This is a genomic window from Streptomyces sp. NPDC000404 (assembly GCF_040300365.1).
GTDB lineage: Bacteria > Actinomycetota > Actinomycetes > Streptomycetales > Streptomycetaceae > Streptomyces > Streptomyces ramulosus.
On the sequence record NZ_JBEPDN010000014.1, the window covers coordinates 19544 to 43677 of the forward strand.

The window sequence follows — 24134 nt, forward strand, 5'->3', positions numbered from 1 at the left end:
CAACTCCTTTTTCTCCAGGGCCTGTTGACGCGGCACCCGCCGAGTCGGCAGGGTGCCAACCACGCATTGAGAGCGCTCTCATGAGCGCAGGCGAAGGCTCCTCCTGTACCCCCACCGTGTCGAGGAGAATGTCATGATCATGAAATTCAGGGCGCGGGCGGTCACGCTCGTCTGCGCCCTGGCGGCCACGGTCCCCTTCTGGGCCGGCTCGCCCACCGCCGCCGCCCGGGAGGCGGCCCCCGCCTTCCAGGAGGTCTGGCGCACGGACTTCGACGGCGCCGCCGGCTCCCGGCCCGCCGCCGACGACTGGATCACCGACACCGGCACCGGCTACCCCGGCGGCCCCGACCGCTGGGGCACCGGCGAGGTCCAGACGTACACCGACGCCCCCGAGAACCTGCAGCTCGACGGCGCCGGACACCTCAAGATCACCGCGCTGAGGAAGGACGGCGGCTGGACCTCCGGCCGCATCGAGACCAAGCGCACCGACTTCGCCGCACCCGAGGGCGGCGCCCTGCGCATCGAGGCGCAGATCAAGCTCCCGGCCGTCACCGGGGACAAGGCCCTCGGCTACTGGCCCGCCTTCTGGACGCTCGGCGCCGACTTCCGCGGCACCTACACCAACTGGCCCGGCATCGGCGAGTTCGACATCCTGGAGAACGTCAATGGCGCCGACACCCTCTGGGGCACCCTGCACTGCGGCGTCAGCCCCGGCGGACCCTGCAACGAGACGCAGGGCAAGGGCAACTCCCGTCCCTGTACCGGCTGCCGGGACGCCTTCCACACCTACGCCCTCGAACTCGACCGCACCGACCCCGCCCACGAGAAGCTGACGTGGTTCCTCGACGGCGCCGCCTACCACACCGTCGCCGCCTCCGACATGGACGCCGACACCTGGGCCCGCGCCACCCACCACGGCCACTTCCTGCTGCTGAACCTCGCGATGGGCGGCGGCTTCCCGGACGGCGTCGCCGGCCGCGCCACCCCCACCGAGACCACCGCGCCCGGCGCCTCTCTGCTGGTCGACAACGTTGCCGTCTCCGTCGCCCGGCCCGCCTTCGCCCGCACCCCGTAAGGAGTCACCCGTGATCAGCCGCCGTACCCTGCTCGGCTCCCTCGCCGCCACCACCGCCGGACTCGCCCTCGCCCCCCGGGCGTTCGCACGGTCCGCGCCGCTCGGCCGGGCCGCCGCCGGGATGCCGCTGCACCTCGTCAACAAGACCGGCGCCTACGACAACGCCTCGATCCGCGTCTACATCGTCGGCAACGACGGCACCCAGCAGGTCCGCGTCACCCCCGACGGCCAACTGGCGCCCGTCGCCCTCGCCGACAACGGCCCGGACGGCTTCACCGACTACGCCATCCCGCTCGCCGGCAGCGGCACCACCACGCTGAACCTGCCGCAGATGTCCGGCCGGATCTACGTCGCGCTCGGCGACCCGCTGAAGTTCAAGGCGGTCGAGGACGGCAACGGCAAGGCGGCGCTCGCCTACCCGGCGGGCTGGGTCGAGGGCGACCCCAACTACCCGGTGCTGCACGACTGCGCCGAGTTCACCTACAACTCCGGCGGCATGTACTGCAACACCACCATGGTCGACATGTTCAGCGTGCCGCTGGAGATCAAGCTGGGCGGCGCGAAGGAGCAGACCACCGGCACCCTCAAGGACGGCGCCCGCGCCAAGGTCTTCGCCGACGTCAAGGCGGCCGACGGCTTCGGCAAGCTGGTCGTCGGCGACAAGCGCGTCATCGCCCCCGGACACGGCCTGGACAGCGGCCTGTTCGCCGCCGACTACCTCGCCCCCGCCATCGACGAGGCGTGGTCCACGTACGCGGGCAAGGACCTCAAGGTCACCACCGACGCCGGGACCTTCACCGGCCGGGTCTCCGGCGGCAAGTTCGCCTTCACCGGTCCCGGCAACGTCTCCTTCGACAAGCCCTCCACCCGTGACGTCCTCTTCTGCGACGGCACCCTCGCCGCCCCCAACGACGGCACCCTCGGCCCGGTCGCCGCGGTCCTCGGCGCCGCCCTCAACCGCTCGATCCTCACCACCGCCGACGCCCAGCCCGGCACCGACCCGGCCACCTTCTACCAACAAAAGCTCACCAACCACTACGCCAAGGCCATGCACGAGGCCACCCGCGACGGCAAGGCGTACGGCTTCGCCTTCGACGACGTCGCCGGGTTCGCCTCGTACATCGAGGACGGCGCCCCGAAGGAGATCACCCTGACCCTCACCGCCTTCTGACGGCCCGCCGGTGGCCGCCCCGCGGACACCGGGCGGCCGCCGCGCCCCGGGTGCCGTTCCGGCCGCCGGCCCGTCCCTGGCCGGAATCGGCTGGGCCGCGCCGCGCCCGCCTCCTACGCTGTGCCGCATGTCAGGTACCGCACACACGTCCGACGGCCCGGCCGACCGCCGCACCCTGTCCGGGCCGTTACCGTCCGGCCCGGACCCCGCCACCGTCGCCACCGCCCAGCGGCGCACCGTCCGGGTCCTGATGTCCGCCCAGGTCGTGGCCGGCATCGGCATCGGCTCGACGCTCTCGGCGGGGGCGCTGCTGATCGGGCGGCTCAGCGGCTCGGAGGCGCTCGCCGGGCTCTCCACCACCTCCGCCACGCTCGGCGCCGCCCTCCTCGGCATCCCGCTCGCCGCGCTCTCCCGCTCCCGGGGCCGCCGCACCGGTCTGGGCACCGGCTGGCTGATCGCCGCCCTCGGCGCGCTCGTCGTGCTCCTCGGCGCCCGCCTCGGCCGCCCCGAACCGGTCCTCCTCGGCACCCTGCTGCTGGGCGCGGGCACCGCCACCAACCTCCAGTCCCGGTACGCCGCCGCCGACCTCGCCGACGACGGCAACCGCGCCCGCTCCCTCTCCCTCGTCGTCTGGTCGACCACCGTCGGCAGCGTCATCGGCCCCAACCTCACCGGCCCGGGCGAGCCCCTCGCCCGCGCGCTGGGCCTGCCCGAGGAGGCCGGGACCTTCCTCTTCTCCACCGTCGCCTTCGTCGGCGGCTGGGCCCTCAACCACTTCCTGCTCCGCCCCGACCCGCTCCGCCTCGCCGCCGAAGTGGCCCGCGCGGAGCGCGGCCGGATACCCGGGGCGGCCGCGGCCACCCCGGACGCGTCCGCCGCCCCGCGCTTCACCGCCCGCTTCGCCGAGGCGCTCCGCGTGGTCCGCGCCGTGCCCGCCGCCCGCCTCGGCCTGGTCACGGTCGTCCTGGGCCACGCGGTCATGGTCTCCGTGATGACGATGACCCCGATCCACCTCGCCCACAACGGCGCCGGCCTGAGCGTCGTCGGCTTCAGCGTCAGCCTGCACATCGCCGGGATGTACGCGCTGTCGCCGCTGGTCGGACGGCTCGCCGACCGGATCGGCCGGATCCGGGTGATCCTGCTGGGCCAGGCGCTCTACCTGCTCACCGCCGCCGTCGCCGGGCTCGCCGGCAGCAGTCACGCCGCCGCCGTCGGGGCCCTGTTCACCCTCGGCCTGGGCTGGTCCTTCGTCACCATCGCCGGATCCACCCTGCTCACCGAGTCGCTGCCGGCCGCACAGCGCTCCGAGATCCAGGGCCTCGCCGACACCCTGATGAACCTCGCGGGCGCGGCCGGCGGCGCCGTCGCCGGCGGGCTCGTCGCCCTCATCGGCTACGGCGGCCTCAACGCGGCCGCCGCCCTCTTGACCCTGCCCGTTCTCGCCCTGGCCCTCGCGCCCCGCACCCGCGCCTGACCACCGTCGACGCACGCGGAAGGGGCCGCCCCACCCGGGACGGCCCCTTCCCTACGCCTGTGACCTGCGGCTCAGCACGTCCGTGACCCGCGGCTCAGCCGCCGCCGTACGCGCCGCTCGCCGTCAGCCGCAGCGCGGTGTCGATCAGCGGGACGTGGCTGAACGCCTGCGGGAAGTTCCCCACCTGCCGTTGATTGGCGGAGTCCCACTCCTCGGCCAGCAGCCCCAGGTCGTTGCGGAGCGCGAGCAGCCGCTCGAAGAGCGTGCGCGCCTCCTCCACCCGCCCGATCATCGCCAGATCGTCCGCCATCCAGAACGAGCAGGCCAAGAACGCGCCCTCGTCGCCCTCCAGACCGTCCACGCCCGCCTCGTCACCGGAGGTCGGGTAGCGCAGGATGAAGCCGTCCTCGGTGGACAGCTCCCGCTGGATCGCCTCGATCGTGCCGATGACGCGCTTGTCGTCCGGCGGCAGAAAGCCCATCTGCGGGATCAGCAGCAGCGAGGCGTCCAGCTCCTGGGAGCCGTAGGACTGCGTGAAGGTGTTGCGCTCCTTGTCGTACCCCTTCTCGCAGACGTCCCGGTGGATCCGCTCGCGCAGGTCCTTCCAGCGCTCCAGCGGGCCCTCGACGTCGCCCGCCTCGATCAGCTTGATGGTGCGGTCCACCGCGACCCACGTCATGACCTTGGAGTGGACGAAGTGCCGGCGCGGCCCGCGGACCTCCCAGATGCCCTCGTCCGGCTCGCTCCAGTGCTTCTCCACCCAGTCGATCAGCTTCAGCTGGAGCAGCGAGGCGTAGTCGTTGCGGGCCAGCCCCGTCATGTGCGCCAGGTGCAGCGCCTCGATGACCTCGCCGTACACGTCCAGCTGGACCTGGCCGGCGGCGCCGTTGCCGACCCGCACCGGCCGGGAGTTCTCATACCCCGGCAGCCAGTCCAGCTCGTTCTCGCCCAGCTCCCGCTCGCCGGCGATGCCGTACATGATCTGGAGGTTCTCCGGATCGCCGGCGACCGCGCGCAGCAGCCACTCGCGCCAGGCGCGGGCCTCCTCGCGGTAGCCGGTGCGCAGCAGCGAGGAGAGCGTGATGGCGGCGTCGCGCAGCCAGGTGAAGCGGTAGTCCCAGTTGCGGGAGCCGCCGAGGTCCTCCGGCAGCGAGGTGGTCGGCGCGGCGACGATCCCGCCGGTCGGCGCGTACGTCAGCGCCTTCAGCGTGATCAGCGACCGGACCACCGCGTCCCGGTAGGGCCCGTGGTACGTGCAGTGCTCGACCCACTCGTGCCAGAACTCCTCGGTGGCGACGAGCGCGTTCTCCGGCTCGGCCACCGCCGGGGGCTGGTGGTGCGAGGGCTGCCAGCTGATCGTGAAGGCGATCCGCTCGCCCGGCGCGACGGTGAAGTCGGAGTAGGTGGTCAGCTCCTCGCCGTACGTCTGCGCCGTCGTGTCCAGCCACACCGAGTCGGGACCGGCCACCGCGACCGTCCGCCCGTCGACCTTGTGCACCCACGGCACCACCCAGCCGTACGCGAACCGCATCCGCAGCTCGGAGCGGACCGGGACGGTGCCGCTGACGCCCTCGACGATGCGGATCAGCTGGGGCGCGCCGTCGCGCGGCGGCATGAAGTCGATCACCCGGACGGTGCCCTGCGGGGTGTCCCACTCCGACTCCAGGACCAGCGAGTCGCCGCGGTAGCGGCGCCGGTCGGCGGGGAGCGGGCGGGTGCCCTCGGAGTGGGCGGGGCCCATCCGCCAGAAGCCGTGTTCCTCGGTGCCCAGCAGCCCGGCGAAGACCGCCGGGGAGTCGAAACGCGGCAGGCAGAGCCAGTCCACCATGCCGTCCCTGCACACGAGTGCGGCGGTTTGCATATCGCCGATGAGTGCGTAGTCCTCGATGCGCCCGGCCACGTGCATCTCCTGTCGAACTGGAGTCACGCCCCCTCGGGACGTGATAGCTGTCCGTCCTGCCCATGAAACGTTGTCGAGCAGCGGGACCGGAAATCGGGCGGGGGTGGTGCCTCACCGGACGGCTCGTAACGAGTGTCCGTGCAGGATACGACGGCCCACGGGGCGCTGCGCGACGCCCACGAAGAGGGGCGTCACTCGTTCGAGTGACGTGGGGCGGAGAGCCCGCGGCGGACGCCGCCGGGCGCGACCATCCCCGGTCGCTGATAGCCTGGTATCCCGTGGACCGGTGGGCCCCACAAATGTCACGGCAGATGTCACGGCACCCCCGAGCCGCAGCGAAGGCACCCCTCGTACCCCGGGGACGGCGCCGCATCGCACCTCTCCACTCGCGACCACGGGAGCCCCCTCTTGGCCATGCCGCCCTCTGCTTCTCGACAGAACGCAGCCACGACGACCAAGCACATCTTCGTCACCGGGGGCGTCGCCTCCTCGCTCGGCAAGGGCCTCACGGCCTCCAGCCTCGGCGCGCTCCTCAAGGCGCGGGGTCTGCGGGTCACCATGCAGAAGCTCGACCCGTACCTGAACGTCGACCCCGGCACGATGAACCCGTTCCAGCACGGTGAGGTCTTCGTCACCAACGACGGAGCCGAGACCGACCTGGACATCGGCCACTACGAGCGCTTCCTCGACGTCGACCTCGACGGCAGCGCCAACGTCACCACCGGCCAGGTCTACTCCACCGTGATCGCCAAGGAGCGCCGCGGCGAGTACCTGGGCGACACCGTGCAGGTCATCCCGCACATCACCAACGAGATCAAGCACCGCATCCGCCGGATGGCGACCGACGACGTCGACGTCGTCATCACCGAGGTCGGCGGCACGGTCGGCGACATCGAGTCGCTGCCGTTCCTGGAGACCGTCCGCCAGGTCCGCCACGAGGTCGGCCGGGACAACGTCTTCGTCGTGCACATCTCGCTGCTGCCCTACATCGGCCCCTCCGGTGAGCTGAAGACCAAGCCGACCCAGCACTCCGTCGCCGCCCTGCGCAACATCGGCATCCAGCCCGACGCGATCGTGCTCCGCGCCGACCGTGAGGTCCCCACCGCCATCAAGCGCAAGATCTCGCTGATGTGCGACGTGGACGACCAGGCCGTGGTCGCCGCGATCGACGCCCCGTCGATCTACGACATCCCCAAGGTGCTGCACGCCGAGGGCCTGGACGCCTACGTCGTCCGCAAGCTGGACCTGCCGTTCCGCGATGTCGACTGGACCCAGTGGGCGGACCTGCTGGAGCGCGTCCACAACCCCGACCACGAGGTCAAGGTCGCGCTGGTCGGCAAGTACATCGACCTGCCGGACGCCTACCTCTCGGTCACCGAGGCGCTGCGCGCGGGCGGCTTCGCCAACAAGACCCGCGTGAAGATCAAGTGGGTCACCTCCGACGACTGCACCACCCCGGCGGGCGCCGCCGAGCAGCTCGGCGACTGCGACGCGGTCTGCATCCCCGGCGGCTTCGGCGACCGCGGCGTGGACGGCAAGGTCGGCGCGATCACCTACGCCCGCGAGCACAAGCTGCCGCTGCTCGGCCTCTGCCTGGGCCTGCAGTGCGTGGTCATCGAGGCGGCCCGCAACCTCGCCGGCATCGAGGGCGCCAACTCCACCGAGTTCGACCCGGCCGCCGCCCACCCGGTCATCTCCACGATGGCCGAGCAGATGGACATCGTCGCCGGTGAGGGCGACATGGGCGGCACGATGCGGCTCGGCATGTACCCGGCCAAGCTCGCCGAGGGCTCGATCGTCCGCGAGACCTACGACGACCAGCCCTACGTCGAGGAGCGCCACCGCCACCGCTACGAGGTCAACAACGCCTACCGCGGTGAGCTGGAGAAGAAGGCCGGTCTGCTCTTCTCCGGCACCTCCCCGGACAACAAGCTCGTCGAGTACGTCGAGTACCCGCGCGAGGTGCACCCCTACCTCGTCGCCACCCAGGCCCACCCGGAGCTGCGCTCCCGCCCGACCCGCCCGCACCCGCTCTTCGCGGGTCTGGTGAAGGCAGCCGTTGCGCAGCAGCAGACGGCGAAGGCGGCCGCGGAGCCGAAGAAGGCCGCCGGTAAGTAAGCGACACCCGGCCGTTACGGTGGACCGGGGCAGGGATCTCGTACGGGATCGCTGCCCCGGTTTCTGCGTTGACCAGGACGATCAGGAGGACGTATGGCGATCGAGGACACCCCCGAGGAGTGGACGGTCACCGCGACCGTGACGCCGTTCACCGGGAACAAGACGAGCGTGCGCACCGACGACGTCGTCATGCCGGACGGCTCCACGGCCCGCCGCGACTACCAGGTCCACCCCGGCTCGGTGGCCGTCCTCGCCCTCGACGACGACGGCCGGGTCCTGGTCCTGCGCCAGTACCGCCACCCCGTGCGCCACAAGCTGTGGGAGATCCCCGCCGGACTGCTCGACGTCCCCGGCGAGAACCCGCTGCACGCCGCCCAGCGCGAGCTGTACGAGGAGGCGCACGTCAAGGCCGACGACTGGCGGGTGCTGACGGACGTCTACACCACGCCGGGCGGCTGCGACGAGGCGGTCCGGGTCTTCCTCGCGCGGGGGCTGGCCGAGGCGGAGGGCGAGCGGTTCGAGGTCTCCGAGGAGGAGATCGACCTGGAGCTGGCGCGGGTGCCGGTCGATGAGCTGGTGCGCGGGGTGCTCGCCGGGGAGCTGCACAACAACTGCCTGGTCGTCGGCGTGCTGTCGCTCGTCGCGGCGCAGCAGGGGCCGGGCCTGGAGTCGCTGCGCCCGGCCGACGCGCCCTGGCCGGCGCGCCCCTTCGGCGCCTGATCCGCCGCCGGTCCGCCGCCGGCCCGCCGCCGGTCCGCCGCGCCGCCGCACCGTCCCGGTCAGATCATCCGCTGATCCGGCGGAGTGACCCGGACGTCAAGCTCCGCGCGGAGCACGGGGCATGACGGGGCGTGAACTACGCTCGGCAGCGTTCCCGTCCGCGACCGGCGGCGGGCTCGTATGCGCAGGTGGACGGGAGAGTGGCCCGTGGCGGACCAGGCGGTGGGTACAGGGCACCTCCCACCGGAGGCGGCGGGATGCGCCGCGCCGGCGGGGGGCGGGCGGGCGCCGGAAGGCGGCGGTGGCGACGCGGCGGCGGGCCCGCAGCCCGTGGCCGCGCCGGCCGTACCGGCTGTGTCGCCCGTACCGGCTGGGTCTTCGGCCACCGCACCGTCACCCGAGGTGCCCGCGCCCGCCGCGCCACCGGCCGCCGCCCCCGTGCCCCGTCCCGTCGCCCCGCCCCGCCCCGCCGCCGACACTCTGCCGTCCCGCGGCCTGCTCGGTCGTTCCCGGGAGCTGAAGGCGCTCCGCGCCGACATCGAGCGGGCCGGTCTCGACACCCTCTCCGGCCGGAAGAGCCCCCGCAGCCGGGTGCTGCTGATCGCCGGGCGGCCCGGCTGCGGCCGCACCGCGCTCGCCGAGGAGCTGCTGCGCACCCTGTCCGGCGCCTACCCGGACGGGGTGCTGCGGGCCCGGCTGTCCAGTCCGGGCGGCACGCCCGTGCCCACCGGCGACGTCGCCCGCGGGCTGCTCACCGCGCTCGGCGCCGCCGTCCCGGCGGGCTCGGACGACGACGAACCGGCCGCGGCGCTGCGCGCGGAGCTGGCGGCCCGCCGCGCGGTCCTCCTCCTCGACGACGCACCCGGCGCCGACCACGTCGATCCGCTGCTGCCCGACGCGCCGGACTGCCTGGTCGTCGTGGTCTCCGAGGGCCCGCTCACCGGCATCCCCGACGTCCGGCCGTGCACCCTGGGCGGGCTGGACGGCGCCGCCGCGGTCGCGCTGCTGGCCCGGTTCGCCGGTCCGGTACGGATCACCGTCGACCCGCGGTCGGCCGACTCCGTCATCGAGGAGTGCGGCGGGCAGCCCGCGGCCCTGGTGCTCGCGGGCGGCTGGCTCGCCGCCCGCCCCAAGGCCTCCGTCTCGGATCTGCGCACGGCGCTGCGCGAGGTGCCGGTCCCGCACGAAATCCCCGTCGGCGAACGGCCGTTGCACCGCGCGTTCCACCTCGCGCACGACGGGCTGGCCCCGTCCGCGGCCCGGATGCTGCGGCTGCTCTCCCTCGCGCCGCCCGGCCTCGTCGACGCGCACACCGCGTCCGCGCTGGCCGGCTGCACGATGGAGACCGCGAAGACGACCCTCGTCGATCTGGCCGCGCTGGGGCTGCTGCACCAGGAGGCGGAGCCGGACGACGGACCGTCCTCCCCGGGCACCGCCACCGGCCCCCGCTACCGGCTCCCCGGCTGCCTCGCCGCCCGGGCCGGGGAGCTGCTGCGGACGCACGAGCGCCCGGCCGAGGTCAAGTTGGCCCGTGCGCGGATGCTGGAGCGCACCGTCCGGCTGCTCCAGTCCTGCCGGGGGAGCGGCGAGCCGGCCGGGTCGCCGGCGCGGGAGCGGGCCGAGGCGCTGCCGTTCGCGCTGCGCTTCCCCTCGCGCGCGGCGGCCGCCGCCTGGCTGCGCCGCCGCCGCGCCGCGCTGCTGGACGCCGCCCGCCTCGCGGTCTGTGACGGTGAACTCGACACGCTGGACCGGCGGTTGATCGCCACCCTGGTCCGCGCGCTGATGGCACACGAGGGCCCGGACGCGGCCGCCGGTGACCTCTACGCCCTGCACGAGATGGTCCTGGAGGTCGCCGAACGCCGGGGCCTGGGGCGGGAGATGGCGGCGGCGCTGCTCAACCTCGCCGATCTGGACGGCGGCGCCGGACGCACCGAGGCGGCGCTCGGCCGCTACCGCGGCGCGCTGGAGGCGGCCCGTTCGGCGGGTGACGCGGTGGCGACCGGCCGCGCCCTGGAGTCGCTCGGCGGTACCTACAGCGAGCTGGGGGACTGGCAGCGCGCCGCCGACTGGTACGGCCGGGCGCTGGAGCTGCGGCTGAGCCGGGGCGAGAGCGCGGACGCGGCGCGGCTGCACGGCCGGATCGGCGGGGCGCACGGCCGGGCCGGACGGTGGCCGGAGGCGCTCAAGGAGTGGCGGGCGGCGGCCCGCACCTCCCGCAGGCTCGGTGATCTCGCAGGTCAGGCGCGTGCGACGGCCGAGGTGGCGCATGTCCAGGAGCGCGTGGGGCGGCCCGGGGAGGCGCTGCGGACGGCCCTGGAGGCCCTGCACACCGCCCGCGGCGCGGGCGACGCGGCGCTGGAGGCGGGGCTGCAGCTGCGGATTGCGGACCTCCTCGACGGGCTCGGCGACCCGGCAGCGGCAAGGCTGCACCGCGCCGCCGGGGAACAACTCCTCCAAGATCACCGCAAGTGACCTACGAAATCGGTGGTGGTCTTCGAAACAATTAATGCTTTGCAAGGCTAGACAAGAGGGGATCCTTCAATAGACTGGGTTCGCCGCGTCGCTCGCGGTCAGTTCCGTCATGTGTCACATGAGGGATAATTCTCCTGTAAGCACTCTTTTCAAGGACCGTGATCGACGTGAAGGTCGGCATCCCCCGCGAGGTCAAGAACAACGAGTTCCGGGTGGCGATCACGCCCGCCGGTGTCAACGAGCTGGTCCGCAACGGCCACCAGGTCGTCATCGAGAAGGACGCCGGTGTCGGCTCCTCCATCCCCGACGCGGAGTACGTGGCCGCCGGCGCGAGCATCCTCGACACCGCCGACGAGGTCTGGGCCACCGCCGACCTGCTCCTGAAGGTCAAGGAGCCGATCGAGGAGGAGTACCACCGCCTCCGCAAGGACCAGACCCTCTTCACGTACCTGCACCTCGCGGCCTCCCGCGAGTGCACCGACGCGCTGCTGGAGTCCGGCACCACCGCCATCGCCTACGAGACCGTCGAGACCGCGAACCGCGCGCTGCCGCTGCTCGCCCCGATGTCCGAGGTCGCGGGCCGGATCGCCCCGCAGGTCGGCGCGTACCACCTGATGCGCCAGGCCGGCGGCCGCGGCGTGCTGCCCGGCGGCGTTCCCGGCGTCCAGGCGGGCAAGGCGGTCGTCATCGGTGGCGGCGTCTCCGGCTGGAACGCCGTGCAGATCGCCGTGGGCCTCGGCTTCCACGTCACCCTGCTCGACAAGGACATCAACAAGCTCCGCGAGGCCGACAAGATCTTCGGCACCAAGGTGCAGACGATCGTCTCCAACGCCTTCGAGCTGGAGAAGGCCGTCGTCGAGGCCGACCTCGTCGTCGGCGCGGTCCTGATCCCCGGCGCCAAGGCCCCCAAGCTCGTCACCAACGAGCTGGTCGCCAAGATGAAGCCCGGAAGTGTCCTTGTCGACATCGCGATCGACCAGGGCGGCTGCTTCGAGGACTCGCACCCCACCACGCACGCCGACCCGACCTTCCGGGTCCACAACTCGGTGTTCTACTGCGTCGCCAACATGCCCGGCGCGGTGCCCAACACCTCCACCTACGCGCTGACCAACGCGACCCTCCCGTACATCGTCTCGCTCGCCAACAACGGCTGGGCCGAGGCGCTGCGCCGGGACGCCGCGCTGGCCAAGGGCCTCAACACCCACGACGGCAAGGTCGTCTACCGCGAGGTCGCCGAGGCCCACGGCCTGGAGTCCGTGGAGCTGAGCGACCTGCTGGGCTGAGCGTCAACTCCGCGCGTCCGTGCGGAACAACCGGCCGGGTCCCGTCTGCGGGACCCGGCCGGTCGCGTGTGGGACGCGCCGGTACCACGCCGTCGGTGCGACGCCGGCACGGGGGCGCGCAACGCGCCTCGTACGTAACCCTTGAGGTGATTCGCGTACCCCCGAAGCCTCATGTGCGCGCGGCTTGCACCCTTGACATGGGCGGGTTTCTTATCCGTCACATCGCGCCGGGTCGGGTGGATTGTGTTGCTGCGGACGCCCGACACGCCATAGAGTCGCCAACCGTCGGCATGGTGTCACGCTGACCTATCGATAAGTTTCCTGGTTCCATCCAAGGAGGTACGACGACTTGTGAATGAGTCGACAATTACTCCCGGAGGTGCTCAGCCAGGAGCAGTTGCGCGGGGCCAGGCCCCCTCGGGGTTCGAGGCTGTCGGCTCCGCAGCGGTCCACACCCCCGCAGTCCACCCGAGCACGACCTCGACAGCCCACCAGAGCATGGACGGCCATTACGTGAACGCCACGGCCGGCGACCGGGGCAGTGGAGATCCCACCCGTCTCGCCGACTACGAAGACCTGCCCCAGGGGCACTTCTACGATCCGGACGCGGAGTACGAGCCGGACCCCGAGTACGCGGCCACGCTCGCGCCGGACGCTGCCCGCCAGCGCCGCGAGCGCGTCGGCCCGACCGGCCGTCCGCTGCCGTACTTCCCGATCCCTGGACCGTTGTCGGAGCACGGCCCCGCCAAGATCATCGCGATGTGCAACCAGAAGGGCGGGGTCGGCAAGACCACCTCGACCATCAATCTGGGCGCCGCGCTCGCCGAGTACGGGCGCCGGGTGCTGCTCGTCGACTTCGACCCGCAGGGCGCCCTCTCGGTCGGCCTCGGCGTCAACCCGATGGAGCTCGACCTGACGGTCTACAACCTGCTCATGGAGCGGGGCATGTCGGCCGACGAGGTGCTGCTCAAGACGGCGGTCCCCAACATGGACCTGCTGCCCAGCAACATCGACCTCTCCGCCGCCGAGGTGCAGCTGGTCAGCGAGGTGGCCCGCGAGTCGACGCTGCAGCGCGCGCTCAAGCCGCTGATGAACGACTACGACTACATCGTCATCGACTGCCAGCCCTCGCTCGGTCTGCTCACCGTCAACGCGCTGACCGCGGCGCACAAGGTCATCGTGCCGCTGGAGTGCGAGTTCTTCGCGCTGCGCGGTGTCGCGCTGCTCACCGAGACGATCGAGAAGGTCCAGGAGCGGCTCAACCCCGAGCTGCAGCTGGACGGCATCCTGGCGACGATGTACGACTCCCGCACCGTGCACAGCCGTGAGGTGCTGGCGCGCGTCGTGGAGGCGTTCGACGACCACGTCTACCACACCGTCATCGGCCGTACGGTCCGCTTCCCCGAGACGACCGTCGCGGGCGAGCCGATCACCACGTACGCCTCCAACTCCGTGGGGGCCGCCGCCTATCGTCAGCTCGCCAGGGAGGTGCTCGCCCGGTGTCACGCCGAGTGAGTCTGCCGGGCGCCGACGAGTTGTTCCGCACCACCGGGGGCACGGGCCTGCAGTCCTCACCGCCCCGTCGCACGGGCGAATCCGGCGACGAGGCGCCCCGGGTGCCGTCGCCGGGCGGTGAGCCGGAGGTGGCGCCTGCCGGTACGGCGGACGCCACCGCGGCGCGCGCCGTCCCCGCCGAGCACGGCGGGCGCGGCGCGGACCAGGAGGCCGCGGGCGGGCACCGCCGGCCGGAGAGCCGCGCGGTGCCGGAGGCGGCCGCCGTGGCCGGGCAGCCCGGCCAGGCGGCCCGGCGCCGCGGGGGCCGGGGCGCCAACCGCCGCCCCAGCGGCCGCGAGCGCCACGACGAGAAGATCACCGTCTATGTCTCCGCCGAGGAGCTGATGGACCTGGAACACGCCCGGCTGGTGCTGCGCGGCGAGCACGGGCTCGCCGTCGACCGCGGCCGGATCGTCCGCGAGGCGGTCGCCGTCGTCCTCGCCGACCTGGAGTCCCGCGGCGACGCCAGCATCCTGGTACGGCGGCTGCGCGGCAGATAGCCGCCCGATAGCCTGCCGCCTACGCGGGCCCGCCGTCCGCGCGCCAGCCCGCCCGCGCGCGGGGCCCGCAGCACCCTGGACCACGATGCCGACGACCCAGCACGACACCGCCTCCCCGCGGCCCCCGCGCCGTTCCCTCGGCCGGGGGCCCGAGGACGGCACGGCGGACCCGGGCGGAGCCGCGGCGGCACCCGGGGCCGGAGCGTCGGAGCCTGGAGCCCCCGAGGCGGCGCCGGAGCCCGCGGCGCCCGGCAGCGGCGAGCGGACCCCCGGGCCCGCCGACGGCGCCCCGGAGCCCAGCGAGGAGTCCGCGGACGCCCCCGGCGACGGCCGCTTCACCGTCCGGCTGGACAACTTCGAGGGCCCCTTCGACCTCCTCCTCCAGCTGATCTCCAAGCACAAGATGGACGTCACCGAGGTCGCGCTCTCGCAGGTCACCGACGAGTTCATGGCGCACATCCGGGCCATGGGCGCGGACTGGGACCTCGACCAGACCACCGAGTTCCTGGTCGTCGCGGCCACCTTGCTGGACCTCAAGGCCGCCCGGCTGCTGCCCGTCGCCGCCGTCGAGGACGAGGCGGATCTGGCCCTGCTGGAGGCCCGTGACCTGCTCTTCGCCCGGCTGCTGCAGTACCGCGCGTACAAGCGGATCGCGGACATCTTCGGCGACCGGCTCGCGGACGAGGCGCGCCGCCACCCGCGCACCGTCGGCCTGGAGCCCGAGCACGCCGAGCTGCTGCCGGAGGTGGTGCTGGGCATCGGCCCGGAGGGGTTCGCGCGGCTGGCCGTCAAGGCGATGCAGCCGCGGGCGCGTCCGCAGGTCTACGTCGACCACATCCACGCACCGCTGGTCAGCGTCGCCGAACAGGCCGAGGTGGTGGCGGCGCTGCTGCGCGAGGCGGGCGCGCGCACCTTCGCCGAGCTGGTGGCCGACGCCCCCGACACCCTCACCGTCGTGGCGCGCTTCCTGGCGCTCCTGGAGCTGTACCGGGAGCGGGCGGTGGCCCTGGACCAGCCGGAGGCCCTGGGCGCCCTCACGGTCCGCTGGACGGGCCCCGATGACGCGACGCCGCAGGTCACCGACGGCTACGAGGGACATCCCGAGCCCGCCGGGAAGGCGGACGAGGGGCTGGAGGAAGCGGCCGGCGAGGCCGACGGGAACGACGAGGGAGAGCGCGCGTGAGCGGGGCCGGCGGGGCGTACGACGTCACGGAGCAGGGCGGGCCCGCGCGGTCCGGGGAGCCGGCCGGGGCGCCCGGCGCGGCGGAGCTGGAGCTGAAGCCCGCGCTGGAGGCCGTCCTCATGGTCGTCGACGCCCCGGCGACCGAGGAACACCTGGCCCGGGTGGTGCAGCGGCCCCGCCGCGCGGTCGCGCTCGCGCTGCGCGAACTGGCCGACGAGTACACCCGCCAGGGCCGCGGCTTCGATCTGCGGCTGGTCGCCGGCGGCTGGCGGTTCTACGCCCGCGCCGCCTACGCGGACGCCGTGGAGAGCTTCGTCCTGGACGGCCAGACGGCCCGGCTGACCCAGGCCGCGTTGGAGACTCTGGCCGTGGTCGCGTACCGTCAGCCGGTCAGCCGTTCCCGGGTCTCCGCCGTACGTGGGGTCAACTGCGACGGCGTGATGCGCACCCTCCTGCAGCGCGGGCTGGTGGAGGAGGCGGGGACGGAACCCGAAACAGGTGCGATCCTGTACAGGACGACGACGTACTTTCTGGAGCGGTTGGGCCTGCGTGGCCTGGACGAGCTCCCGGAGCTCGCACCGTTCCTCCCGGAGGCGGAGGCGGTCGAGCGCGACTCCCCGGAAGGTATCCCGTCGTTCGAAGTGGACGACAGCGGCGACTCTCAGACGGATCATTGATGCGAAGCAGCGGCAGGAACAGCACGGGCAACGGCGGCGGCGGTAGGGGCAACTACCGGGGCGCCGGCAACAAGCGCGACGAGAAGCAGCAGCGCGCGGGCCGGCCCCGTCCCGAGGAGCGCCGCTACGACGTGGGCGAGTCCGGCGAGGGACGCGGGTCCGGCCCCAGGAGCGGTGGCGCCCGGGGCGCCGCGGCCCGGGGCGGCGCCAAGGGCGGCCCCCGCACCGGCGCGAAGCAGGGCGGTGCCAAGGGCGGCCCGCAGCGCGGCCGGGGCCAGGCGCCCTCGCGCCCCCGCGAGCTGGACGCCAAGATCGAGGAGCGCAACCGCGCCCGCCACAACAAGCCGCAGGTCAAGACCCCGAAGACGTTCGGCGAGCAGGAGGGCGAGCGGCTGCAGAAGGTGCTGGCGCGCGCCGGTATGGGCTCGCGGCGGGCCTGCGAGGAGCTGATCGAGCAGGCGCGGGTCGAGGTCAACGGCGAGATCGTCCTGGAACAGGGCGTCCGCGTCGACCCGGAGAAGGACGAGATCAAGGTCGACGGCCTCACCGTCGCCACCCAGTCGTACCTCTTCTTCGCGCTGAACAAGCCCGCCGGCGTCGTCTCCACGATGGAGGACCCGGACGGCCGCCAGTGCCTCGGCGACTACGTCACCAACCGTGAGACGCGGCTCTTCCACGTCGGGCGGCTGGACACCGAGACCGAGGGCATCATCCTGCTCACCAATCACGGCGAGCTGGCCCACCGCCTCACGCACCCGCGCTACGGCGTCCAGAAGACCTACCTCGCCGCGATCCAGGGTCCGCTGCCGCGCGAGATCGGCCGGATGCTCAAGGACGGCATCCAGCTGGAGGACGGCTACGCCCGCGCGGACCACTTCCGCGTCGTGCAGCAGACCGGCAAGAACTACCTGGTCGAGGTCACCCTGCACGAGGGCCGCAAGCACATCGTGCGGCGGATGCTGGCCGAGGCGGGCTTCCCCGTCGACAAGCTGGTGCGCACCGCGTTCGGCCCGATCGCCCTGGGCGACCAGAAGTCCGGCTGGCTGCGCCGCCTGACCAACACCGAGGTCGGCATGTTGATGCGCGAGGTCGACCTGTAACGGACACCGCTTGCCGGTCGTGATCACCACCCCTTATTGTCATCATGACGATTAAGGGGTGGTTTTCATGGGGTCCGCAGCGACCGGCGCACTGATGGGGCTCGCACTGGGGGACGCGCTCGGCTATCCGACCGAGTTCCAGGGCGTACCGGAGATCGTGGCCGCACACGGCGACTGGCGCGGTCTCCCGCTGCCGGAGCCCGCGCTCATCACCGACGACACCCAGATGACGCTGGCCCTGGGGAAGGCCCTGGAGAGCGCGCGCCGGGCCGGGCCGCTCACCGTCCGGACCCTGGAGCCCCCGGCCCGCGCCGAGTACATCGCCTGGTGGCGCTCCCCGGAGAACAACCGCGCCCCCGGCACCACCTGCCTCACCGCCTGCGCCCGGCTCGCCGAACCGGGGACGCACTGGAGCGAGGCCGCGCCGATGCGCTCCAAGGGGTGCGGCGCCAACATGCGGGTCGCGCCCGTCGGCCTCGTCCCGGGCCTCACCCCGGACCAGCGCTCCGGCGCCGCACAGTTCCAGGCCGCCCTCACCCACGGCCACCCCACCGCGCTCGCCGCCTCCGACCTCACCGCGTACGCCGTGCGGGCCCTCGCCGATGGCGCGCGTCCGCACGAGCTGACCGCCCTGCTGCGCGCCTACGCCCACGCCTCCCGCACCGTCTACCGGGAGGACTGGCTCGGCGACCTGTGGCGGCGCTCCGCGGACGCCGGGCCGCAGGCGTACCTCGCCCGCGGCTGGGACGACTGCCTGGCCGCCCTGGACCGGCTGGACGCCGCGCTGCGCACCCCGGACCGCGAGGCCGACCCCTGCGAGGCCACCGGCGCCGGATGGATCGCCGAGGAGGCGCTCGCCACCGCCCTGTACTGCTTCCTGCTCTTCCCCGACGAGCCGGTCACCGCGGTGCGCCGGGCCGCCGTCAGCTCCGGCGACTCCGACTCCCTGGCCTGCCTCGCCGGCGCGTTCGCCGGGGCCCGCCTCGGCGCCGGGGCCTGGCCGCAGGAGTGGACCGGCCGCATCGAGCACCGCGCAGTCCTGCTGGCCCTGGGCTCCGCCTGGGACGCCTGACCCGCCGGCGGCCGTCCGCCGGGCGGTCGCCGCACACGGCTGCCGGTGGTCCTGGCTACCCTTGATCGTGTGCGTACGGGGTGTACGCACCGAGGCAGGCAGCAGGAAGTGGGCGGACGGGCGGCCGGTGGGGCCGCCGGTGCCGGCCCCGGCGCCGCGCCTGTGCACCACGGCGCCGCCGCGGCGCCGCGAAAGGACATCGCCCAGTGAGATCCGCACTCGTCATCGGCACGGGCCTGATCGGCACCTCCGTCGCGCTCGCCCTCCGGGCCCGCGGCGTGCAGGTGTACCTGGAAGACCACGACCCGACGCAGGCCCGCACGGCCGCGGCGCTCGGCGCGGGCGTCACCGAGGAGCCGCCGGGCCCGGTCGACCTCGCCGTCGTCGCGGTCCCGCCCGCGCACGTCGCGGACACCCTCGCCGGGGTGCTCGGCCGCGGCGCCGCCCGCGCCTGCATAGACGTCGCCAGCGTCAAGGGCGGCCCGCACCGCCGGCTCCGGGAACTGGGCTGCGATCTGACCGCCTACCTCGGTACGCACCCGATGGCCGGCCGGGAGCGCTCCGGCCCGCTCGCGGCCACCGCCGACCTCTTCGAGGGGCGGCCCTGGGTGCTGACCCCGTCCCCGGGCGGCGACACCGAGGTCCTCAACCTCGCGCTGGAGCTGGTCGCGCTCTGCCGCGCCGTCCCGGTGGTGATGGACGCCGATGCGCACGACCGCGCGGTCGCCCTCGTCTCGCACACCCCGCAGCTGGTCTCCAGCCTCGTCGCCGCCCGCCTCAAGGACGCCGACGAGACCGCGGTGCGCCTGTGCGGCCAGGGCATCCGGGACGTCACCCGCATCGCCGCCTCCGACCCGGCGATGTGGCTCGACATCCTCTCCGCCAACCCCGGCCCGGTCGCCGACATCCTCGCCGACCTCGCCGCCGACCTGGACGGCACGGTCCGGGCGCTGCGGGTCCTCCAGTCCGCGGACGCGCAGCAGCGGGCCGACGGCGCGGAGGGCGTCGAGGACGTGCTGCGCCGCGGCAACGCCGGACGCGAGCGGGTCCCCGGCAAGCACGGCTCCGCCCCCGCCGCGTACGAGGTCGTCGCCGTCCACATCGGTGACCAGCCCGGTGAGCTGGCCCGGATCTTCGCCGACGCTGGCCGCGCCGGGGTCAACATCGAGGACGTCCGCATCGAGCACGCCACCGGCCAGCAGGCCGGTTTCATCCAGCTCACCGTGGAGCCGGGCGCGGTGCCGCAGCTCACCGCGGAGCTGAAGGAACGGGGCTGGTCGATCCGCCGCTGACACCGTGGACCACGGGCCGCGGGGGAGCCAGTAACCTTGACGGAGGCCACTCGGCCCGTGGACCCCCGCCCCGTGTAACCAGAAAGGTGTTCACCACCGTGGAAACCGCCGCCCGGACCGCCCCGGCTGCAGTGATTGTCGCCATCGACGGCCCCGCTGGCACGGGCAAGTCCAGCACGTCCAAGGCGGTCGCCGCCAAGCTCGGCCTCGGCTACCTCGACACCGGCGCCCAGTACCGCGCGATCACCTGGTGGATGCTGAGCAACGGCATCGACGTGAACGACGCCACCGCCGTCGCTGAGGCCAGTGGCAAGCCCGCCATCGTCTCCGGCACCGACCCGGCCGCCCCGACCATCTCCGTCGACGGCCTCGACGCGGCCGGCCCGATCCGCACCCAGGAGGTCACCTCCGCGGTCAGCGCCGTCAGCGCCGTGCCCGAGGTGCGCTCCCGGATCACCGAGCTGCAGCGCACCATCGCCGCCGAGGCGCCGCACGGCATCGTCGTGGAGGGCCGCGACATCGGCATCACGGTGCTGCCCGACGCCGACCTCAAGGTCTTCCTCACCGCCTCCGCCGAGGCGCGCGCCGCCCGCCGCAGCGGTGAGCTGAAGGGCAAGGAGGCCGGCGACCTGGCGGCCACCCGCGAGGCCCTGATCAAGCGCGACGCCGCCGACTCCTCCCGTAAGACCTCCCCGCTGGCCAAGGCCGACGACGCCGTCGAGGTGGACACCACCGAGCTGACGCTGGAGCAGGTCATCGAGTGCGTCGTCACCCTCATCGAGGGCGCGGGCGCCGCGAAGGCGGGGCGGGACGCCCGGTGACCACCAGCGACGCGGCCCCGAGCGAGTCGGGTGCCGCGGTCGGCCGGCGGATCGGCATCGGCCTGATGTACGGCCTGTGGCGGCCGCGGGTGCTGGGCGCCTGGCGGGTGCCGTCGGCCGGCCCGGTGATCCTCGCGGTCAACCACGCGCACGGCCTCGACGGCCCGATGCTGATGGGCACGGCGCCCCGGCCGGTGCACTTCCTGATCAAGAAGGAAGCATTCGTCGGCCCGCTGGATCCGTTCCTGCGCGGCATCGGCCAGCTGAAGGTGGACCGCGCCACCACCGACCGCAGGGCGATCACCGACGCCCTCGCGGTGCTGGAGCACGGCGGCGTGCTCGGGATCTTCCCGGAGGGCACCCGGGGCGAGGGCGACTTCGCCTCGCTGCGGGCCGGTCTCGCATACTTCGCGGTGCGCTCCGGCGCGCCGGTCGTCCCGGTGGCGGTGCTCGGCTCCGCCGACCGCCGCAGCCGCCTCGCCCCGGCGGTGCCGCCGCTGCGCTCCCGCGTCGACGTCGTCTTCGGCGACGCCTTCGAGGCGGGGGACGGCTCGGGGCGGCGCACCCGCAAGGCGCTGGACGAGGCGACCGTGCGGATCCAGGGCCGGCTCACCGCCCACCTGGAAAACGCCAGGCGCCTGACCGGGCGCTGACCGACACTTGAGCGGCGGACCGATGCGGCCCGCCGATGACGAAGCCATGCGGCCCACGCCGCGCTGTGAGCAGGACGAGGAACGGACTTCATGAACGACCAGATCGACACCGGCGACGAGCACGGTGCGCTTGGCGACGCCGAGTACGCGGAGTTCATGGAGCTCGCCGCGCAGGAGGGCTTCGACCCCGAGGAGGTCGGCGGGGACATCGCGGCGGCCGGGCACGGCCCGCTGCCCGTCCTCGCCGTCGTCGGCCGCCCCAACGTCGGCAAGTCGACGCTGGTGAACCGCATCATCGGCCGCCGCGAGGCGGTCGTCGAGGACCGGCCGGGCGTCACCCGCGACCGCGTCACCTACGAGGCCGACTGGAACGGCCGCCGCTTCAAGGTCGTCGACACCGGCGGCTGGGAGCAGGACGTCCTCGGCATCGACGCCTCCGTCGCGATGCAGGCCGAGTTCGCCATCGAGGCGGCCGACGCGGTCATCTTCGTCGTCGACTCCAAGGTCGGCGCGACCGACACCGACGAGGCCGTCGTCAAGCTGCTGCGCCGCGCCGGCAAGCCCGTCGTGCTCGTCGCCAACAAGGTCGACGGCCCCTCCGGCGAGGCCGACGCCGCGATGCTCTGGTCGCTGGGCCTGGGCGAGCCGCACCCCGTCTCCGCGCTGCACGGCCGCGGCACCGGCGACATGCTGGACGCCGCCCTCGACGCGCTGCCCGAGGCGCCCGCGCAGACCTTCGGCACCGCGCTGGGCGGCCCCCGCCGCATCGCCCTGATCGGCCGCCCGAACGTCGGCAAGTCCTCGCTGCTCAACAAGGTCGCCGGGGAGGAGCGCGTGGTCGTCAACGAACTCGCCGGCACCACCCGCGACCCGGTCGACGAGCTGATCGAGCTGGGCGGCACCACCTGGAAGTTCGTCGACACCGCCGGTATCCGCCGCCGGGTCCACCTCCAGGAGGGCGCCGACTACTACGCCTCGCTGCGCACCGCCGCCGCCGTCGAGAAGGCCGAGGTCGCCGTCGTCCTGATCGACGCCAGCGAGTCGATCAGCGTGCAGGACCAGCGCATCGTCACCATGGCCGTGGAGGCCGGGCGCGCCCTGGTCATCGCGTACAACAAGTGGGACACCCTCGACGAGGAGCGCCGTTTCTACCTGGAGCGGGAGATCGAGCGGGATCTCGTGCAGGTGCCGTGGGCGATGCGGGTGAACGTCTCCGCGCGCACCGGCCGCCACATGGAGAAGCTGGTCCCGGCGATCGAGACGGCGCTGGCCGGCTGGGAGACCCGCATCCCCACCGGCCGGCTGAACGCCTTCCTCGGCGAGATCGTGGCCGCCCACCCGCACCCGATCCGCGGCGGCAAGCAGCCCCGCATCCTCTTCGGCACGCAGGCGGGCACGAAGCCGCCGCGGTTCGTGCTTTTCGCCTCCGGCTTCCTGGAGGCGGGCTACCGCCGCTTCGTCGAGCGCCGCCTGCGCGAGGAGTTCGGGTTCGAGGGCACCCCGATCCACATCTCCGTCCGGGTGCGCGAGAAGCGCAACCAGAAGAAGAAGTGACGGCGGGGGCCGGGCCGCACCGCGGTCCGGCCCCGGTCCGGGCCCGGCGCCCGGTCGCACGGATCAGTGATCGTGCGGCCGGGCGCCGCGCGTTCCCGGCGGCAGCGCGGGCAGCGCGCCGCGCGGCCGGTAGGGCTGGCGGGCGACGCGCTCCCACTGGCCGGGCGAGGCCGCGGCACGGCTCCAGCTGCTGCTGCCGTGCCCCGGAGCCGGGCCCTCCTCCTCACCGGTCCGGTCGCCGGGCAACGCCCGGAACGCCCGCCGGTACTCGGCGTAGAGCGCGTCGTAGATCGGGGTGGCCGAACGGCCGGTCGTGGCGGCCCCGGGATCCTGCGACGGGCGCATACCGGGGATCTGCTGCGGAGGGCGGGAGCGGGAGAAGGGGTCATATGGGTGCACGTCTGCACCAACGAACCCGAAACGCCGGGGATGCGGCTTGGGTCCGGAAATGACGGATCGCGGGGGCGTTCCCGTGCGGTGCGGCGGGAACACCCCCGCGATCGCGGGGTTTTGGGGCTCAGGTGCCGGCCAGCGGCATCTCGCCGGCGACCAGCACGCCCTGGGCCGCGGCCTTCTCCATCGCCTGGCGCATCAGGTCCTCCCGCGGCTGATGGCCGATGGCGCCGGACGGCGCGGCGTACATCAGCACCGACTGCGACTTGCCGGCGGCGGCGCGCCAGCCGTCGGACACGGCCAGCGGCTGGTGCGCCTGCCACCAGGCGGCCTGGCTGCCGGTGTTGCCCGGCTGCAGCACGGCGTGCAGCTTGCCCATGGCCAGCAGCGCCGACCAGCCCGGGTTGGGCGCGGGCAGCACGTCCACATCGGTGACCCGGTGGAAGCCCTGCTCCAGCAGGAGCGGCAGGAAGTCGTCGTCCAGGCTGACCGAACCGGGGCGGGCGATCGGGCCGTCGGGCTCGACGACCAGCGCCGCCCGCAGCTCACCGGCCACCAGCACCAGCCCGCAGGTGATCCCGAGCGTCGCCTGACGCTCGCTCACCGGGACCGGGCGGGTGGGCGCCGTCCCGGACTGCTGGGCGGCGTTGATGGACTGGACGGCGCCCTTGAGCTGCTCCTCCGAGACCGATACGACCTGCGAGGGGATGCAGGTGGCGTGGGCGAAGGCGAGCACCGCGGTCTCCTCGCCGACGAACAGGACGGTGCTGGTGCGCTCCTGCTCGCTGTCGCCCGGGGTGCGGCAGGAGGTGCAGTCGTAGTTGCCGGGGGCGTCTCCACCGGCCAGCAGGCGGTCGGCCTCTTCGTCGCCGATCTCGGCGCGAACGTCGTTGCTGACGTCGAGCATGCGCGGCACGGGTGGCTCCTCGATCTGTCTGTGGGTGCCGGGGGACCCCGGCTCGTACGGGGCCGGGTGTCGTCCCGGCTCGCCGACATGGACAACGGGTGAGCGGTGGCCGGAGTCACGCGCGGACCGGCACGGAATCGAACCGATCACCGCACACGGGAATGGAGTACCGAAAACGGTCGCCGGGCGCCAGCCCTCCGGCCTGTTGAGGTGCC

Annotated in this window: 20 protein-coding genes; 17 read left to right on the forward strand and 3 right to left on the reverse strand. The window is 73.5% G+C overall.

Annotated elements, in window-relative coordinates; all coding sequences use genetic code 11:
* Positions 1–133 precede the first annotated feature (133 nt).
* The 3 genes from ABT345_RS25690 (at position 134) to ABT345_RS25700 (ending at position 3720) form a co-directional block, all read left to right on the forward strand.
* Positions 134–1075, forward strand: a complete 942-nt coding sequence (locus ABT345_RS25690) for a glycoside hydrolase family 16 protein (protein ID WP_345093494.1) — start codon at positions 134–136, stop codon at positions 1073–1075.
* 10 nt (positions 1076–1085) lie between these two features.
* Positions 1086–2246 carry a beta-1,3-glucanase family protein gene (locus tag ABT345_RS25695; protein WP_345093491.1) on the forward strand — a complete coding sequence of 387 codons (1161 nt, stop codon included), beginning with the start codon at positions 1086–1088 and terminating at the stop codon, positions 2244–2246.
* 127 nt (positions 2247–2373) lie between these two features.
* Positions 2374–3720: an MFS transporter gene (locus tag ABT345_RS25700; RefSeq protein ID WP_345093488.1), complete on the forward strand. Its 1347-nt coding sequence runs from the start codon at positions 2374–2376 to the stop codon at positions 3718–3720.
* Positions 3721–3814: 94 nt separating this feature from the next.
* Here ABT345_RS25700 and ABT345_RS25705 read toward each other — a convergent pair whose 3' ends face one another.
* Positions 3815–5626 (reverse strand): glycoside hydrolase family 15 protein, encoded by a 1812-nt coding sequence (locus ABT345_RS25705; RefSeq protein WP_345093573.1) that lies wholly within the window; start codon positions 5624–5626, stop codon positions 3815–3817.
* 408 nt (positions 5627–6034) lie between these two features.
* Between ABT345_RS25705 and pyrG the strand changes: the two genes are divergently transcribed.
* From pyrG to der, 14 genes are all read left to right on the forward strand, one after another.
* The gene (gene pyrG / locus ABT345_RS25710) at positions 6035–7738 is read left to right on the forward strand and encodes a CTP synthase (RefSeq protein ID WP_345093570.1); all 1704 of its coding nucleotides are present in this window, start codon (positions 6035–6037) and stop codon (positions 7736–7738) included.
* Between the two features lie 93 nt (positions 7739–7831).
* Positions 7832–8458, forward strand: a complete 627-nt coding sequence (locus ABT345_RS25715; protein WP_345093486.1) for an NUDIX domain-containing protein — start codon at positions 7832–7834, stop codon at positions 8456–8458.
* Positions 8459–8638: 180 nt separating this feature from the next.
* Positions 8639–10930 carry a tetratricopeptide repeat protein gene (locus tag ABT345_RS25720; RefSeq protein WP_386461276.1) on the forward strand — a complete coding sequence of 764 codons (2292 nt, stop codon included), beginning with the start codon at positions 8639–8641 and terminating at the stop codon, positions 10928–10930.
* Positions 10931–11088: 158 nt separating this feature from the next.
* Positions 11089–12213 (forward strand): alanine dehydrogenase, encoded by a 1125-nt coding sequence (gene ald, locus ABT345_RS25725; protein WP_345093483.1) that lies wholly within the window; start codon positions 11089–11091, stop codon positions 12211–12213.
* 498 nt (positions 12214–12711) lie between these two features.
* Positions 12712–13728: a ParA family protein gene (locus tag ABT345_RS25730; protein WP_345093481.1), complete on the forward strand. Its 1017-nt coding sequence runs from the start codon at positions 12712–12714 to the stop codon at positions 13726–13728.
* Positions 13725–14267 carry a hypothetical protein gene (locus ABT345_RS25735; protein WP_345093564.1) on the forward strand — a complete coding sequence of 181 codons (543 nt, stop codon included), beginning with the start codon at positions 13725–13727 and terminating at the stop codon, positions 14265–14267. Before ABT345_RS25730 ends, ABT345_RS25735 begins: the two co-directional genes overlap by 4 nt.
* 85 nt (positions 14268–14352) lie before the next feature.
* Positions 14353–15450: a segregation and condensation protein A gene (locus ABT345_RS25740; protein ID WP_345093478.1), complete on the forward strand. Its 1098-nt coding sequence runs from the start codon at positions 14353–14355 to the stop codon at positions 15448–15450.
* Entirely contained in the window at positions 15447–16127 is a 681-nt protein-coding gene (gene scpB / locus ABT345_RS25745) for an SMC-Scp complex subunit ScpB (RefSeq protein ID WP_345093475.1), read from the forward strand. The genes ABT345_RS25740 and scpB overlap by 4 nt, the downstream gene beginning before the upstream one ends.
* Positions 16127–17227 (forward strand): pseudouridine synthase, encoded by a 1101-nt coding sequence (locus ABT345_RS25750; RefSeq protein ID WP_345093472.1) that lies wholly within the window; start codon positions 16127–16129, stop codon positions 17225–17227. The genes scpB and ABT345_RS25750 overlap by 1 nt, the downstream gene beginning before the upstream one ends.
* A gap of 67 nt (positions 17228–17294) precedes the next feature.
* Complete coding sequence (locus ABT345_RS25755; RefSeq protein WP_345093467.1) at positions 17295–18299, forward strand: ADP-ribosylglycohydrolase family protein; 1005 nt, start codon at positions 17295–17297, stop codon at positions 18297–18299.
* A 206-nt stretch (positions 18300–18505) separates the two neighbouring features.
* Positions 18506–19591 (forward strand): prephenate dehydrogenase, encoded by a 1086-nt coding sequence (locus ABT345_RS25760; protein WP_345093464.1) that lies wholly within the window; start codon positions 18506–18508, stop codon positions 19589–19591.
* Positions 19592–19689: 98 nt separating this feature from the next.
* Positions 19690–20412, forward strand: coding sequence for a (d)CMP kinase (cmk, locus tag ABT345_RS25765; RefSeq protein ID WP_345093461.1), 723 nt, complete (start codon positions 19690–19692; stop codon positions 20410–20412).
* Positions 20409–21065, forward strand: coding sequence for a lysophospholipid acyltransferase family protein (locus ABT345_RS25770; protein ID WP_345093459.1), 657 nt, complete (start codon positions 20409–20411; stop codon positions 21063–21065). Before cmk ends, ABT345_RS25770 begins: the two co-directional genes overlap by 4 nt.
* Positions 21066–21155: 90 nt before the next feature.
* Positions 21156–22619 carry a ribosome biogenesis GTPase Der gene (der, locus tag ABT345_RS25775; protein ID WP_345093456.1) on the forward strand — a complete coding sequence of 488 codons (1464 nt, stop codon included), beginning with the start codon at positions 21156–21158 and terminating at the stop codon, positions 22617–22619.
* 63 nt (positions 22620–22682) lie between these two features.
* Here der and ABT345_RS25780 read toward each other — a convergent pair whose 3' ends face one another.
* Together ABT345_RS25780 and ABT345_RS25785 are read right to left on the reverse strand one after the other, a co-directional pair.
* Positions 22683–23018: a hypothetical protein gene (locus tag ABT345_RS25780; RefSeq protein WP_345093453.1), complete on the reverse strand. Its 336-nt coding sequence runs from the start codon at positions 23016–23018 to the stop codon at positions 22683–22685.
* Positions 23019–23136: 118 nt separating this feature from the next.
* A complete protein-coding gene (locus ABT345_RS25785; protein ID WP_345093450.1) occupies positions 23137–23928 on the reverse strand; it encodes a DUF8842 C-terminal domain-containing protein in 792 nt (263 codons plus the stop codon).
* Between the last annotated feature and the right edge of the window lie 206 nt (positions 23929–24134).

Coding starts and splice junctions, on each gene's coding strand:
- ABT345_RS25690 (WP_345093494.1), top strand. CDS start 134: ATGATCATGAAATTCAGGGCGCGGGCGGTCACGCTCGTCTGCGCCCTG.
- ABT345_RS25700 (WP_345093488.1), top strand. CDS start 2,374: ATGTCAGGTACCGCACACACGTCCGACGGCCCGGCCGACCGCCGCACC.
- ABT345_RS25705 (WP_345093573.1), bottom strand. CDS start 5,626: ATGCACGTGGCCGGGCGCATCGAGGACTACGCACTCATCGGCGATATG.
- pyrG (WP_345093570.1), top strand. CDS start 6,035: ATGCCGCCCTCTGCTTCTCGACAGAACGCAGCCACGACGACCAAGCAC.
- ABT345_RS25715 (WP_345093486.1), top strand. CDS start 7,832: ATGGCGATCGAGGACACCCCCGAGGAGTGGACGGTCACCGCGACCGTG.
- ABT345_RS25720 (WP_386461276.1), top strand. CDS start 8,639: ATGCGCAGGTGGACGGGAGAGTGGCCCGTGGCGGACCAGGCGGTGGGT.
- ABT345_RS25730 (WP_345093481.1), top strand. CDS start 12,712: ATGGACGGCCATTACGTGAACGCCACGGCCGGCGACCGGGGCAGTGGA.
- ABT345_RS25740 (WP_345093478.1), top strand. CDS start 14,353: ATGCCGACGACCCAGCACGACACCGCCTCCCCGCGGCCCCCGCGCCGT.
- ABT345_RS25750 (WP_345093472.1), top strand. CDS start 16,127: ATGCGAAGCAGCGGCAGGAACAGCACGGGCAACGGCGGCGGCGGTAGG.
- ABT345_RS25755 (WP_345093467.1), top strand. CDS start 17,295: ATGGGGTCCGCAGCGACCGGCGCACTGATGGGGCTCGCACTGGGGGAC.
- der (WP_345093456.1), top strand. CDS start 21,156: ATGAACGACCAGATCGACACCGGCGACGAGCACGGTGCGCTTGGCGAC.